At 71.6% G+C, this 14156-nt stretch carries 10 protein-coding genes; 9 read left to right on the top strand and 1 reads right to left on the bottom strand.

What is annotated here, in order from left to right; translation table 11 throughout:
- The first annotated feature begins 64 nt into the window (after positions 1-64).
- The 8 genes from PT931_RS12615 to PT931_RS12580 all read left to right on the top strand — a co-directional run bounded on the left by PT931_RS12615 (position 65) and on the right by PT931_RS12580 (position 11272).
- Entirely contained in the window at positions 65-1666 is a 1602-nt protein-coding gene (locus tag PT931_RS12615) for an FAD-dependent monooxygenase (protein ID WP_456245915.1), read from the top strand.
- Positions 1663-3558 (top strand): anthranilate synthase family protein, encoded by a 1896-nt coding sequence (locus PT931_RS12610; RefSeq protein ID WP_456245914.1) that lies wholly within the window; start codon positions 1663-1665, stop codon positions 3556-3558. Before PT931_RS12615 ends, PT931_RS12610 begins: the two co-directional genes overlap by 4 nt.
- 9 nt (positions 3559-3567) lie before the next feature.
- Entirely contained in the window at positions 3568-4578 is a 1011-nt protein-coding gene (locus PT931_RS12605) for a hypothetical protein (RefSeq protein WP_456245913.1), read from the top strand.
- Positions 4579-4946: 368 nt separating this feature from the next.
- Positions 4947-6845 (top strand): WD40 repeat domain-containing protein, encoded by a 1899-nt coding sequence (locus tag PT931_RS12600; protein WP_456245912.1) that lies wholly within the window; start codon positions 4947-4949, stop codon positions 6843-6845.
- Positions 6846-6850: 5 nt separating this feature from the next.
- Positions 6851-8119: an MFS transporter gene (locus PT931_RS12595; protein WP_456245911.1), complete on the top strand. Its 1269-nt coding sequence runs from the start codon at positions 6851-6853 to the stop codon at positions 8117-8119.
- The gene (locus tag PT931_RS12590) at positions 8116-9810 is read left to right on the top strand and encodes a WD40 repeat domain-containing protein (RefSeq protein WP_456245910.1); all 1695 of its coding nucleotides are present in this window, start codon (positions 8116-8118) and stop codon (positions 9808-9810) included. The genes PT931_RS12595 and PT931_RS12590 overlap by 4 nt, the downstream gene beginning before the upstream one ends.
- Before the next feature lie 56 nt (positions 9811-9866).
- Positions 9867-10817, top strand: a complete 951-nt coding sequence (locus tag PT931_RS12585; protein WP_456245909.1) for a formylglycine-generating enzyme family protein — start codon at positions 9867-9869, stop codon at positions 10815-10817.
- Positions 10814-11272 (top strand): luciferase domain-containing protein, encoded by a 459-nt coding sequence (locus PT931_RS12580; protein ID WP_456245908.1) that lies wholly within the window; start codon positions 10814-10816, stop codon positions 11270-11272. Before PT931_RS12585 ends, PT931_RS12580 begins: the two co-directional genes overlap by 4 nt.
- A 53-nt stretch (positions 11273-11325) precedes the next feature.
- On the opposite strand, the gene PT931_RS12575 is transcribed toward PT931_RS12580, so the two are convergent.
- Positions 11326-11841, bottom strand: a complete 516-nt coding sequence (locus PT931_RS12575) for a cupin domain-containing protein (RefSeq protein WP_456245907.1) — start codon at positions 11839-11841, stop codon at positions 11326-11328.
- 167 nt (positions 11842-12008) lie between these two features.
- Between PT931_RS12575 and PT931_RS12570 the strand changes: the two genes are divergently transcribed.
- Positions 12009-14114 carry a malonic semialdehyde reductase gene (locus tag PT931_RS12570; protein WP_456245906.1) on the top strand — a complete coding sequence of 702 codons (2106 nt, stop codon included), beginning with the start codon at positions 12009-12011 and terminating at the stop codon, positions 14112-14114.
- The last annotated feature ends 42 nt before the right edge of the window (positions 14115-14156 follow it).

Raw genomic sequence — 14156 nt, 5'->3', positions numbered from 1 at the left:
ACGGTAACTGCCGATCATTCTTACCAGGCTGATCACGCAGATCCGACCGTGAGGGGTAGCGACCGTGAGCACCAACGAATCCCTGGCATTCACCGTACCGGTGCTGATCGTCGGCGCCGGTCCGGTCGGTTCCGTGCTGGCCCTGGAGCTCGCCCACCACGGCGTCCCCAGCATGGTCATCGACCGGGCCGTCGGGCCGTCCAAGCACCCGAAGATGGACTACATCAACGGCCGGAGCATGGAACTCCTGCACCGGCTCGGCGTCGCCGACGAGGTCCGGGCCGGCGGCATCGGGCCCGCGCACAACGCCAACTTCGTCTGGACCCGCGGCTTCGACCAGCCGACCGTCGCCACCTGGGAACACGCGTCCGTCGACGAGTGGGTCGAGCGGTACGCGCAGGTCAACGACGGGTCGGCGCCGACCCAGCCGTACCAGCGGGTGCAGGGTTCGTTGCTGGAGGGCATCCTGCGGGAGCGGGCCACCGGGCACCCGCTGGTCGACGTGCGCGACGGGTGGACGTTCACCGAGCTGTACCAGGACGACACCGGCGTGGTGGCCACCGTGGTCGACTCGACCACCAACACGTGGCACACGATCCGGGCCCGCTACCTGGTCGCGTGCGACGGCGGGAGCTCCACGGTCCGGCAGTTCCTCGGCATCGGGGCGGACAACAACGGACCCAGGACCCAGTTCGTCTCCGTGTACTTCAAGAGCTCCGACCCCGTGCTGCGCAGCCACGGGCGCGGCTTCGTCACGGTCGAGGCGTCCGGGGTGACCCTGGTGTCCCGCGACGAACAGGACACCTGGACGGCCAGCCTGCGGCTCTTCGAGGGGGAGACCCTGACCGAGGACCCCGTCGAGCTCGTCCAGCGGCGGCTCGGGGTGCGGATCGCCATCGACGAGGTGCTCAGCATCGCGCAGTGGGAGGGCGCGCTGGCCGTCGCGGCCACGTACCGCAGAGGCTCCGTCTTTCTCGCCGGGGACTCCGCGCACCAGTTCTACCCGACCGGCGGGCACGGCGCGAACACCGGACTCGGCGACGCCGTGGACCTGGGCTGGAAGCTCGGCGCGGTCGTCAACGGCTGGGCCGGCCCGAAACTCCTCGACAGCTACGAGGCCGAGCGGCGCCCCGTCGCCCTGTTCAACCGGGAGATGTGCGCGAACCTGCTGGAGGTGTGGCGGCGGTTCGCCCAGCTGGCCCGGGACGGCGCGTCCAGCGAGCACATCGCCGGCTTCCTGGCCGAGGAGACCCACCAGGGCGACAACGGCGGCATCCACTTCGGGTACCGCTACGTCGACTCCCCCGTCATCTGCGCCGAGGACGGCCCCGCCCCGATCTGGCGGTGGCGGGAACTCGTGCCCACCACCTGGCCGGGCGGCCGGGCCCCGTCCCTGCGGCTCGCCGACGGCAGCAACGTCTTCGACCACCTCGGCCCGGAGCTGACCCTGGTCGACACCACGGGGGCCGGGGAGGCGCTCGTCCAGCGGGCGGCCGAACGGGGCATCCCGCTGAGGTACCTGCGGATCGACGACGACACCGTCGCCAAGGTCTGGGAGCGCGCCCTGGTGCTCGTCCGCCCCGACCAGCACGTCTGCTGGCGCGCCGACGAGGCCCCCGCCGACTGGAACGCCGTGCTCGACCGAGTTGTAGGAGGCGCACGATGATTTTCGACGATGTGTTGACCGGCGACGATCCGTTCGTCGTGCTGCACCGGCCGGGTACCCGCCCGGACGAGTTGGAACTGCTCACCGGGGACTTCGCCAGCCTCGACCGGCTGGAGGACGTGCCCGTGACCCTGGGCGGCGAGGTGCTGGCGATCGTGCCCTACCGGCAGATCACCGAGCACGGCCACGCCTGCCGGGACGACGCGGAGCCGATCCTGGCGCTGACCGTCCGGGACCGGGGGGTCGTCGCGCTCACCGAGGCCGTCGCCCGGATCCCCGACGCCCCGGTCACGCTCGAAGGGGCGGACTTCGAGGTCTCCGACGAGGAGTACGCGGCCATCGTGCGCACCATCCTCGCCGACGAGATCGGGCACGGCGAGGGCGCGAACTTCGTGATCAAGCGGTCGTTCGCCGCGAGCGTTCCGAACTTCTCCCGGCACACCGCGCTCGCGCTGTACCGGCGGCTGCTGCTCGCCGAGGTCGGCTCGTACTGGACCTTCCTCGTGCACACCGGCGACCGCACCTTCATCGGCGCCACCCCCGAACGGCACGTCAGCCTGACCGACGGCACGGTCGTCATGAACCCGATCAGCGGCACGTACCGCTACCCGGACCAGGGCCCCGAGCTGGGCGGCGTCCTCGGGTTCCTCGCCGACCGCAAGGAGGCCGAGGAGCTGTTCATGGTCCTCGACGAGGAACTGAAGATGCTCGCCCGGATCTGCGCGCCCGGGCTGACCATCCGAGGGCCGGAGCTGCGGGAGATGGCGCGGCTGGCGCACACGGAGTACTTCATCGAGGGCAGCACCGGACTCGACGCGCGCGCCATCCTCCGCGAGACCATGTTCGCCCCGACCGTGACCGGCAGCCCGTTGGAGAGCGCGTTCCGGGTGATCGCCCGGCACGAGCCCACCGGACGCGGCTACTACAGCGGGGTACTCGCCCTGATCGGCGTGGACGACGCCGGCCGCCAGACCATGGACTCCGCGATCGTGATCCGCACCGCCGACATCGACGCGACCGGTGCGCTGCGGATCGGGGTGGGGGCCACGCTCGTCCGACTGTCCGACCCGGACTCGGAGGTGGCGGAGACCCGGGCGAAGGTGGCCGGCGTGCTGTCGGCGTTCAGCCCGACGGCCGGCACGTCCCGCTCGGCGTACGTCCCAGGCTCCCGCCGGTTGGGCGCCCACCCCCGCGTCCTCCGCGCCCTCGAGTCCCGCAACGTCAACCTCGCCCAGTTCTGGCTCCGCCAGGGCCCGCCCCCCGACGAGACGCTCGAAGCCCTCGCCGGCATCCGCGCCCTGGTGATCGACAACGAGGACCGCTTCACCGCGATGCTCGGCCACCAGCTCGGCGCGCTCGGCGTCCGCCCCGACATCCGCCGCTACGACACCGTCACCGGCTTCGACGGCTTCGACCTCGTCGTCTTCGGCCCCGGCCCGGGCGACCCGAACGAGCACGCCCACCCGAAGATCGCCACCCTGCGCCGGCTCACCCAACGCGCGCTCGCCGAGAAGATCCCGTTCCTGTCCGTGTGCCTCGGACACCAGATCCTCTCCTCGGTACTCGGCTTCGACGTGGTCCGCCGCGACACCCCGAACCAGGGGCTCCAGAAGGAGATCGACCTGTTCGGGGACAAGGAACTCGTCGGCTTCTACAACTCCTTCACCGCGCGCAGCGCCTGGGACGCGGTCCGCCGGGTCGGCCTGCCCGGGCAGATCGAGATCAGCCGGGACCCGGACACCGGCGACGTGTACGCGCTGCGGGCCGCCGAGTTCGCCTCCGTGCAGTTCCACCCGGAGTCCGTGCTCACCCGCAACGGCCCCGCGATCGTCGGCCACCTGCTCAGCCACGTGTGGGGCGGCGCGTCCGCCGACCTGGCGCTGGCTTCCTAAGGAGACACGATGCCCATCTCATCCCTCACCTTCCTCGGAACGCGGCTGCTCGACCACCAGGCCGGCGGGGTCTACGGCGCGACCGACGCGGCGGGCACCCGGCCGCTGTCCACCGACAAGGGCCTCACCGACCAGGCGGCGGCGGTGTTCGCGTTCGCCGAGCACAACCTGGACGAGGAGCTGGCCGTGGCCCTGGAGGGGCTGCGGAACCTCCAGGACCGCAACGGGCACCCCGGGTTCGCCGAGCTGTCCGACCGGTGGTGGCGGCACCATCCCGACTGGCGGATCCGCACCCTGCGCCACCAGCTGTACGCGGCCACCGCCCTGCTCGTCGGCGCGGACCGGCACGACGACGACTACCTGCGCACCCGGGCCGCCGACGTGCTCAACCGCTGCCTGAGCACGGTGCGCGACGGCGAGTTCCCGGCCCGGCTCACCGAGTCCTGGCGGCCGTTGGACCGGCTGGTCGCGTCGCCGATGACGGCCGTGGCGGCCGTGGAGGCGATGGCCGTGGCGCACGCGGTCGGCGAGGACGGCGTGGACACCGACCGGCTGCCGGAGATCGCCGCCCGGCTCGCCCGGCTCCTGGTCGAACCGCACCCGGTGGCGGACCTGGCCCGGTGCGGCACCCTGGCCCGGCTGGCCCTCGCGCTCGCCCAGGCCGGCCGGCTGCTCGGCGACGAGTCCCTGGTCACGGCCGCGAGCCGCGCGCTGGGCGACGCGACGGTCCGGCCGCCCCGCCGGGCCGTGGACGCCGGGCACATCCTGCGGGCCAGCCACGAGCTGGGGCGCAGCGGGATCGACGCCTGGGCTGCCCGGAACGAGGCGGTCCGGGTGCTCGAGGACCTGACGGACCGTCGGCACGGCGGCGTGTTCTGGGCGACGTCCCGGATGGCGATCAACCCGACCGTGATGAGCGACGATCCGCTGCTGCGCCGCAAGACCGCGCAGGCGCAGGCCACCGCCGCCCGGGCGCTGGGCGCCGTGGGAGTCGCGCTGGCCGGGGCGGTCGCGGCCTGACAGGAACAAGTGCTGCCGCTGCGTGACCGGTCAGGAACGCGGCGGGAACGAAAAGGGATCCACAAACGGGACTCTTAGTGCATCGAAAGCCTGCCCCTCCCCAGCTCCGGACCGGGTTTCCCCCAGCTCCCCCGGTCCGGCCACCCGTCCCCCAGCCCCGAGAGGAGGTGTTTCCATGACCCGCAAGCCGATCCGTCGGGGCGTCGCCGCCCGCAAGGCCGTCGCCCTCTAGGCGGCGCGGGCGGTCCGAGACTGCCGGTGCCCCTGCGGCACCGGGGACCGCCGCCGCAGGCCGAGTACGTGCCGCGGGGGGCGACCTCCGCGGCACGACCCTTTTCCACCACCTCTCCCGCGAAGGGAAACCAGCCATGGAACTGACCGACCGCATCGTGCGGATCCTGCCTGTCCCGGGCGCCGGCCTGCTGGCTTCCGATGTCACGGGACGCATCCACCTCCTCGACGAGAACCTCCGACCCGTCCGGTCGAGCCCGGCCCGGGGCGGCACCGTCCCCGCCGGGCACGCCCCCGTGTACACGCTGGTCAGCGACGGCACCTGGGTGATCGGCAAGGACAAGCGCGGCACCCTGCTCCGCTGGCGGCTCGACACCCTCGACCTGGTCGACGTGCTCGACGCGGCGGCGGTGGCCGACCACGCGCACCTGCTGGAGGGCGAGGAGCCGTCGCCGCAGATCAGCCGGGGCGCGATCATCCAGGACGGCAGGGTCTACCTCAACAACGGCTTCCGGCAACTCGTCGTTCTCGACGTCGAGACGTTCACCGTCGAACGGATCGCGCCGTCGTTCGCCGAGGACGTGGCGCTGGAGTGGTTCTGCACCGACCATCCCGAGGTCGACGCGGCGTCCGACAAGGCCGGCCGGGTGTTCTTCGGTTCCCTTGCGGAGCTGGACTTCCCGCACATGGTCAAGCTCGACGGCGGCAACATCCACCGCATCCTGTACGACCACCGGCACGGCCGGTTCTGGGCCACCCAGGACGACGGGGTGGACGAGAACGACTGCGTCGTCAACGGGGTACTCGTCCTCGACGCCAAGGGCACCGTGCTGCACCAGGTGATGCTGGCCCGGGACGACATCGAGTTCTGCGACCTGTCCCCCGACTGCCGCACCGTGTACGTCGGCGGCTTCGACGGGGTGCTGCACGTGCTCGACAACACCGAGCCCACCCCGCGCCTCGTCTCCACCGTGCACGGCTTCCCGCACCAGCTCGTCGACTTCGGGGTGGCCGCCGACGGCCGGCTGTACGTCCTCACCCAGGACGGGGAGGTCTGCCAGCTCGACGCCGCCACGTTCGAGGTCGTGGCCCGGGCGCCCTTCCGCCGGCAGTGCGTGTGGGACATCCAGCCGTCGTGCGAGGACCCCGACACGCTGTACGTGGCCACCGACGACGGGGTGGCCGTGGTGGCCCTCGTCGCCGACCCGCGCGGGGAGCCCCAGCTCCAGCTCCTGGAGCACCACGTGACCGGTCTGGGCTTCACCCGACGGGTACTCGCCGTGCCGGACGGCTGGATCGGCCTGACCCGGGACCGCTGGGTGTTCCGGGCCGACGTGGACGGCGAGGTCCGCTGGCGGCACCGGCTCGGCGCGCTCGCGCACACCGTGGCGGCCTCCCCCGACCACAGCCGCCTGCTGGCCTGCACGAACGACGGGGCCGTCGAGCTCGACGCCCGGACCGGGGCCCGGCTCGACCACGTGCGGCTGGGCGACGCCTCGCTGTGGGCCGGCTGTTACCTGGCGACCGGCGAGCGGGCGGTGGTGGCCGGCAACGGGGTGGTGACGGTCCTGCGCGCCGACTCGGCGGAGGTGCTGTGGGAGGTCGACACCGACGAGTACCCGAAAAGGATGTGGTCTTCTCCGACCACCCTGGTGATCAGCGGCGAGAACGGGGTCAAGGAACTCGACCTCGGCACCCGCGAGGTCGTCAGCAGGTGGAACGAGCTCCTCGACAACACGGTCGAGAACGGGGTCCTGCTCGACGACGTCGTCTACGCGGTGTCCTACGGCGTGCAGCTCGCCGCCTACGACCGGGCCACCGCCGAGATCCTCGCCCTGGTGGAGGACCTGCCCGACTTCCCCAAGGGTCTCGCGGTGCTGCCCTTTGGCGCCGGCCACGTGATCGCGGTCGGCGGGCGCGGCGGCTACCTGAGCCTGTACCGCTACACCGGCGGCGCCGAGCCGGTGTTCACCCGGCTGCGCGACCTGTCCCTGCCCCGCCCGGGGCTGCCGTCCGTCACCACGACGGTCCGGTAACCGCCATGGCGGTCCTGGCGGCCCCGCCCGTCGTCTCCCCGTGGCGGGACGGCAGGTTCCGCGTCTTCGCGGCGGGCAACACGGTCAACAACCTCGGCGAGGCGGTCTACACGGTCGCCCTGCCCCTGCTCGTCTTCCAGCTCACCGGCTCCCTCGTCGTGATGTCGCTGCTCGTCGCGCTCACCCCGGCCACCCTGCTGCTCGGCCCGGTCCTCGGCACGGTCGTCGACCGGTGGGGGCCGCGCGCGCTCGTGGTCCCCGGGCTCCTCGTCCAGCTGGTCGCCGCCGTCGCCCTCAACCTGCTCGGGCTCGGCGAGCACGCGCCGCTCTGGCCGCTGTTCGTGTTCGGCGCGCTCGTCCAGGTCGGCGGCGCCATGTACCGGATGGGCTGGATGACCGGCGTGGCCAGCATGTTCCCGGCCAACGCGGTCCGCGCCCGCGGCTCCCTCGGCAGCCTGTACGTCGTCACCAACGTCGTCGGCCCGCTCCTGGTGGCGCTCGCCCTGACCCGGATCAGCTACGCCGGCCTGCTGTGGGTCAACGTGGCCACGTTCCTGGCGCCGATCGGGGTCTGGCTGGCCGGGGTGCACCCGCCGCGGGTCGCGCCCCGGGAACGGACCGGCTTCACCCGGGACCTGGCCGACGGCTGGCGGGTACTCCGCGAGCGGCCCCTGATGCTCAACGCCACCCTCGTCATGCTCCCGATGCTGCTCGTCGGCACCGCCGGCACCATGACCCTGGCGATCTTCCGGCTGTCCGACGAGTGGCGGATCTCCGCCCAGGCGGTCAGCGGCATCCTCGTCGCGGTCCGGATCGCCATGGTGGTCGGCACCCTGGCGGTCTCCGAACGACGCGGGTTCGGCTACCGGGGCCTGGTCCTCGTCGGCACCCTCGGCATGGGGCTCAGCATGCTCGTGATGGCCTCCGGCGCGCTGCCGGTGTTCGTGGTCGGGCTCGTGGCGGCGTTCGCGTTCCAGAGCGCGCTGTCGGTGGCCGACGACATGATGCTCATCCGGTACCTGCCCGCCGACGCGCTCGGCCGGGCCGGCGGCATCCTCGGCCTGATCCAGGGCGCCGCCGTACTCGCCGGCCCGCTGCTCATCCCGCCGATCTCCGCCGCCGTCGGCCCCTCGGCCACCTTCGCGGTCCTCGGCGTCCTCGAACTGACCGGCCTGCTGTGGCTGGCCCGAACCTGGCGCGCCTGGCACCCGTCGCGCGCCGTCGACCCTGGAGGCACCACCATGGACAGTCCGGCCCCGGTGAGCGCGGCATGATCGGGCACCGCGCGCCGATCAGCGGGATCGCCACGTACCGCGACGAGTACGTGGCCACCGCCGGCTACGACAACCAGGTCATCCTCTTCGACCAGCGCGGCCGCCGGGCGCTCACCCGGGTCAGCCACGACCACCTGGCCAACCAGTGCGCGTTCAGCCCCGACGGCCGGGTACTCGTCACCGCGTCCAGCGACTACACGGCCCGGCTGTGGTCGGTACCCGACCTGCGGCTGCTGGCCGTCCTCGCCGACCACGAGGACGACGTGGAGATGGCCGCGTTCCACCCGGACCGGGCCCTGGTCGCCACGGCCTCCCGGGACCACCGGATCCGGCTGTACGACCTCACCGGCCGTTTGACGCACCGGTTCGTCGGGCACACAGCGGACGTCATCTCGGTGGTGTGGTCGCACGACGGCACGGAACTGATCAGCTCCAGCGACGACGGCACGATCAAGCGCTGGTCCCTCAAGACCGGAGCGTTGGTGGAGGACATGGACCTCGGCGGGGTGGAGACGGACACGGTGGCGATCGGCGCGGACGGCACGATCTACGCCGGCAACGACGAGGGCGAGATCCTGGTGATCACCGACGGGAACCGCAAGGTGCTCCCCGCGCACGCCGCCGGCGTCAAGCGCCTGGTGCTCGGCGCGGAACAGGGCCTGCTGGTCAGCCTGAGCTACGACCGGACCCTGCGGCTGTGGCACGTGGCCGGCGGCACCCTGACCCCGGCGGGCCGCGCGGACCTGCCGCCGGACGTCTGGCCCCGGTCGTGCGCGTTCGCGGCGGACTCGACCCTGCTCTTCGGCACGTTCGGCGCCCTGTACCGGACCTACGACTACGCCGCCGACCGGTGGCTGGACGAGGAGGTGCCGCCGACCCAGGGCCTGAACGCGGTGTGCGGCACCCCCGACGGGGTGTGGGCGGCCGGGGACGCGGGCATCGTGTGGCGGGTCGCGGAGGGCCGGCGCACGGAACAGGCGGTCCTCGGCAGCCTCGCCAACTTCCTCACCCCGTCCCCGTCCGGGCCGGTGCTCGCCGGCGGGCAGTTGGGGGAGATCTTCGACGCCCGGACCGGACGGGTACTGCACCGGCACCGCTCCCCCCTGAACTGCGCGGCCGTGTTCCACACCGCGGCGGGCTGGCACGCGGTGGTCGGCGCGTACACCGGCGAGGGCATCGTGCTCCGGCTCGACGGCGCACCGGAGCGGGTCGTGGACGTCCAGCTGCACGCCAACGCGATCAAGGGCGTGGCCGTCTCCGGGGGCATGATCTTCTCGGTGTGCGCGGACGGCGGGGTCGCGTGGCACGACGCGGAGACGTACCAGCTGATCCGCCGGGTACCCGCCGCGCACGACAAGATCGTGAACGGGTGCGCCGCGCTCAGCGCCGGCCGGTTCGCGAGCGTCAGCCGGGACCGGACGCTGCGGCTGTGGTCGGCCGACTTCCACGTGGCGACCCTGCACACCCCGCACGAGCACTCGATCAAGTGCGTCGCGGCCAGCCCGGACGGCGTGCACGTGGCCACCGGCGCCTACGACGGCCGGATCGCGGTCTACGACACCATCACCGAGACCTGGGCGGACACCCACCGACCCACCACCTCGGGCATCTCCTCGCTCGCCTACGACGCGGGGCGGGGGATCTTCCTGGCCAGCGCGTACGACGGGCAGGTCTACGAGGTGCCGCGGTGAGCGCCCGGCCGACCGCGGCCCCCATCCAACCCAACCAGGTCGACCCCCGGGTCGCCATGGGCCTGCCCGCCGTCTTCCTCGACCGCCCGCACGGCGACCTCTACGAACGCAACAGCGACCTGTTCCGGCTGGACCCGGACAAGCTGGTCCTGCTCGCGGAGGACCCGACCGTCGAGTTCGAGCGGAGGTTCGCCGCCGGCCACGTCCTCGCGCTCACCGGCGACCCGCGGATCGAACCGTTCGCGCCCCGGATGCTCGACGTGCCCGGGGGCCGGGTCCGGATCGGGCTGCCCGGACACGAGGTGGACCGGGTCGTCCGGGAGTGGCGCCAGGTGGGCGTGCTGCCCGAGTGGATCGAGAAGGAGGTGCCGGAGCACACGGTGGAGCTGGCGGCGTACCGGATCGCGCGGTTTCCCGTCACGAACCTCGAGTACCGGCTCTACCTGCTGGACACCGGCGCGCTGTCCCTGCCCAGCTCCTGGAACTTCGGGCGATATCCGCATCCCAGGGCGAATCACCCGGTATGGACGGTGCAACCCGAGGACGCCGACAAATACGCGACCTGGCTGTCCGCGAGAACCGGCCGCCAGTTCCGACTACCCACCGAGAGTGAGTGGGAGTTCGCCGCATCCGGAGGCGACGGACGGGAGTATCCGTGGGGCGACCAGTTCTACGTCAACGCAGCGAACACAGTCGAGGGCGGACCGTTAATGACCACACCGGTGGGCCTATTTCCCGCGGGGCGCAGCCCTTTCGGTCTCGACGACATGGGCGGCAATGTTGAGGAATACGTTGCCGACGAATACCGTCCTTATCCGGGAGGCAGGGCGGTGTCGGACGATCTGGCCGGAACATGGTTGGCGTATCGGGTGGCGCGCGGCGGGAGCTTTGCGCGATACGGTGACTTGGCCCGTTGTCGGCGGCGTCACGGGTGGTATGACGGTCCGATCTACGCGATGGGTTTCCGGCTGGCGGAGACCGTCAACAGGACAGGAGATCACGGATGAACCGGCACGAGTTCCCGCAACGACGCGGTGAACCGCCGCTGGTGTCAGGGCCGCACCCGCACGAGCAGGTGACGCAGACCGCCCCGGTGGAGATCCAGGAACGCCTGTTCGCCTGGGCCATCCTGTTACCCGGGGTCGTCGTCGGCCCGTCCTACGTGGCGATCTCTGGCACCCGCGCGCTGCACCTGTCCCCCGCCCTGGCCCGCGGTCCATTGGAGGCCTTTCTCGCCGGGACGGAGTTCGCGCACTTCCACCCCGCGTACGACGGCAGCATGCACCTGACCCTGCCGAAGGACATTCTCCAGGCGGCCGTCGACGCCGGCTGGGGAGTTTCGCATCCGGTATCCGGCGCACTCCTGCTCTACGGCCCCCGCGACGAAACGGAACTCGACGTCGCGCGCGCCATTCTCCAGCTCTCCTACAACCACGCCACCGGCCACGCCGAACAGCACTGAACGCCAATGGGGGCCAGCGGAATCCCGCCGGCCCCCATTGACGTTCAGCGTACTCAGTGCTTGGCCGCGTAATGCGCCTCCGCACCATCCACGGCGCGCTGCACATCCTTGTTGGTGAGCCGAGGTGCCGGCTCACCCGGAACGGCCTCCCGGCCGATCGCGGAGAAGAACTTCTCCATACCGCCCGGCGTGTAGATCCGGATCATCCGCGCCGTTTCCGAACCGATGTTCTTCCAGACGTGTTCGGTACCGCGCGGAATAAAGGCGTAATCACCCTTGTCGATGACAAAGGTTTTTCCACCTGCCCGCACCTCGAAACTACCCTCGAGTACGAAAAAGGACTCATCCTCGTCGGCGTGCGCGTGCCTCGGCGGCCCGTTCCCGGGCGGCACCACAGTGTCGACAAGGGATAGTGAACCGCCCGTCAGGTCGGCCGTCGCCGCGAAAGTGTACGACGACATGACCGGGCCCTCACCGTCCACCAGAACGGCGGGCGGCTCCTCGGGAACCCACAGTGCGATCCCCCCGCCGGCCGGGATATGGGTCACCTCCGGTTTGTTACTACTCACTGTCACCTCCTCATGAAGCTGGTACTCCAGCCCATCGTGGCAGCGGAGAAGTCGTACCGGATCACGTGAGCACGTGATGTTCGGACACCCCTATTCGGACACCCTGGAAGTCGGATTAAGCGGCCCGCGCGAGCGGCCATCGCCCGTACGACTTCGGGAGTCATCGCATGCAGAGCACATTACTCAGCCCGGCCGTCGAGGCCCGGCGGGAGCGCAATCCGTGGGCGGTGTTCGCACTGCTCGCGGTAACCCAGTTCATGGTCGTCCTGGACACCGGCATCGTGTACGTCGCCCTGCCCTCGATCCAGCGCGACCTGGGGATGTCCCCGGTCGGCCTGGCGTGGGTCATGGACGCCTACATCCTCACCTTCGGCGGCTTCATGCTGCTCGGCGGCATGGCGGCCGACCGCCTCGGCCGCCGCCAGGTCCTCTACGGGGCCATGGTGTTCTTCGGCCTCGCGTCCCTGGCCTGCGGCCTGGCCACCGCGCCGTGGGAGATCATCGCGGCCCGCGCGGCCCAGGGCCTCGGCGCGGCCGTCGTGGCCCCGGCCGCGCTCGCGCTGGTCACCGACACGTTCAAGGACGGGCCGGACCGGTACAAGGCGCTCGGCATCTTCGGCGGCATCGGCGGGGTCGCCGGCGCCGCGGGCACCATCATCGGCGGGGCGCTCACGGCCATCTCCTGGCAGTGGGCCTTCCTGGTCAACGTCCCGCTCGTCATCGTGCTCCTGGTGATCGGGGCCCGGATGCTCCCCGAGGGCACCCGGTACCCGAACGGCCGGATGGACCTGATCGGCGCCCTGACCAGCACCTCCAGCCTGTGCCTCCTGCTGTACGTCGTGCTGCACGTCGGCAGCCAGGGCTGGAACACCACCACCGTCGGTGCCGCGGTCGCCGGTGCCGTCCTGCTCGCCGGGTTCGTGGCCCGGCAGCTGACCGCGCAGTCCCCGCTGATCCCGCGCGCGCTGTTCCGGCTGCGCAACGTGGTGCTCGGCAACGTAGCCAACGCGGCGGCCGGCGCGCTGCTGTTCGGCGTGTTCTTCACCGTCACGCTGTACCTACAGCTCGTCCGGGGGTACTCGCCGGTGCAGGCCGCGCTCGGCATCGTACCCATCAGCGTGTTCTTCTTCCTCGGCTCCCAGCTCGCCTTCCGGCTCTTCGCCAAGGTCGGCGGACCGGTGAACGCGCTGGCCGGCGGCCTGGTGATCCAGGCGGTCGGACTGGCCTGGTGGGCGCTCGCCCTCAGCCCGACCGGCAACGTGCTGACCGCCTCCGTGCTGCCCGGCATCGTCTGGGGCCTCGGCGGCGGCATCGTGATCGTGTCCGCCTTCGTCGTGTGCACCAGCGGCCTGCACGGTCCCGTGATGGGTGCCGCGTCCGGGCTGGTCAGCACCACCCTCCAGATCGGCGGCGCGCTCGGCGTCGCGGTGCTCAGCGTCGTCGCCTCGCGGCAGGCGGTCGGCGCCACCCCCGGTGAGGCGCTCACGGCCGGGCACGCGGCCGCGCTGTGGGTCGCGATGGGTCTCGCGCTGCTCGCCGTGCCGGTCATGTTGTGGCTGCGCGCCACCTGGCGGCCGGCTCCGCACGGGCACGGCCACGGCGACGACCACGCCCCCGCGGCCCCCGCCGCTGACGCGGCCGCACCTCAGAGTTCCCACCAAGGAAAGGAAAGTGCCCCAGTGAGTTACGTACTCGACGACCAGGCTCAGGACCTGCTGTTCCGGCAGGCCCGCACGGCCAACACCTTCACCGACGAGCCGGTGACCGACGCGCAGATCGCCGCCATCTACGACCTCGTGAAGTGGGCCCCGACCTCCTTCAACCAGCAGCCGCTCCGGGTGGCCGTCGTGCGCAGCGCCGGCGCGAAGGACACGCTGGTCGAGAACATGTGGGACGCCAACCAGGACAAGACCCGCAACGCGCCGCTGTCCGTGGTGCTCGCGATCGACCTGGACTTCCACGAGAACCTGCCCAGCCAGTTCCCGTTCTTCCCGCAGGCCAAGGACGTCTTCTTCTCGGACCCGGCGGTCCGCGAGGAGTCGGCGGTCCTCAACGGCAGCCTCCAGGTCGCCTACTTCATCCTCGGCGTCCGGGCCATCGGCCTCGCCGCCGGCCCGATGACCGGCTTCAACGTGGACCCGATCACCAAGGAGTTCTTCGGCGAGGGCAACCACCGGGCCATCGCGGTCATCAACGTCGGCAAGGCCGGCGAGGGCGCGTGGTACGACCGGCTGCCGCGCCTCGAGTACAGCGAGATCGTCCGCACGGTCTGACCCCCGGGTGCCGGACGGGCCGCCCCCGTCCGGCCCCCCCCC

The organism is Longispora urticae (genome assembly GCF_053902585.1).
The sequence above is the reverse complement of the archived record's forward strand: the minus strand, read 5'-3'. Positions and strand labels throughout refer to the sequence as shown.

Coding starts and splice junctions, on each gene's coding strand:
- PT931_RS12580 (WP_456245908.1), top strand. CDS start 10,814: ATGAACCGGCACGAGTTCCCGCAACGACGCGGTGAACCGCCGCTGGTG.
- PT931_RS12590 (WP_456245910.1), top strand. CDS start 8,116: ATGATCGGGCACCGCGCGCCGATCAGCGGGATCGCCACGTACCGCGAC.
- PT931_RS12595 (WP_456245911.1), top strand. CDS start 6,851: ATGGCGGTCCTGGCGGCCCCGCCCGTCGTCTCCCCGTGGCGGGACGGC.
- PT931_RS12610 (WP_456245914.1), top strand. CDS start 1,663: ATGATTTTCGACGATGTGTTGACCGGCGACGATCCGTTCGTCGTGCTG.
- PT931_RS12600 (WP_456245912.1), top strand. CDS start 4,947: ATGGAACTGACCGACCGCATCGTGCGGATCCTGCCTGTCCCGGGCGCC.
- PT931_RS12585 (WP_456245909.1), top strand. CDS start 9,867: ATGGGCCTGCCCGCCGTCTTCCTCGACCGCCCGCACGGCGACCTCTAC.
- PT931_RS12605 (WP_456245913.1), top strand. CDS start 3,568: ATGCCCATCTCATCCCTCACCTTCCTCGGAACGCGGCTGCTCGACCAC.
- PT931_RS12570 (WP_456245906.1), top strand. CDS start 12,009: ATGCAGAGCACATTACTCAGCCCGGCCGTCGAGGCCCGGCGGGAGCGC.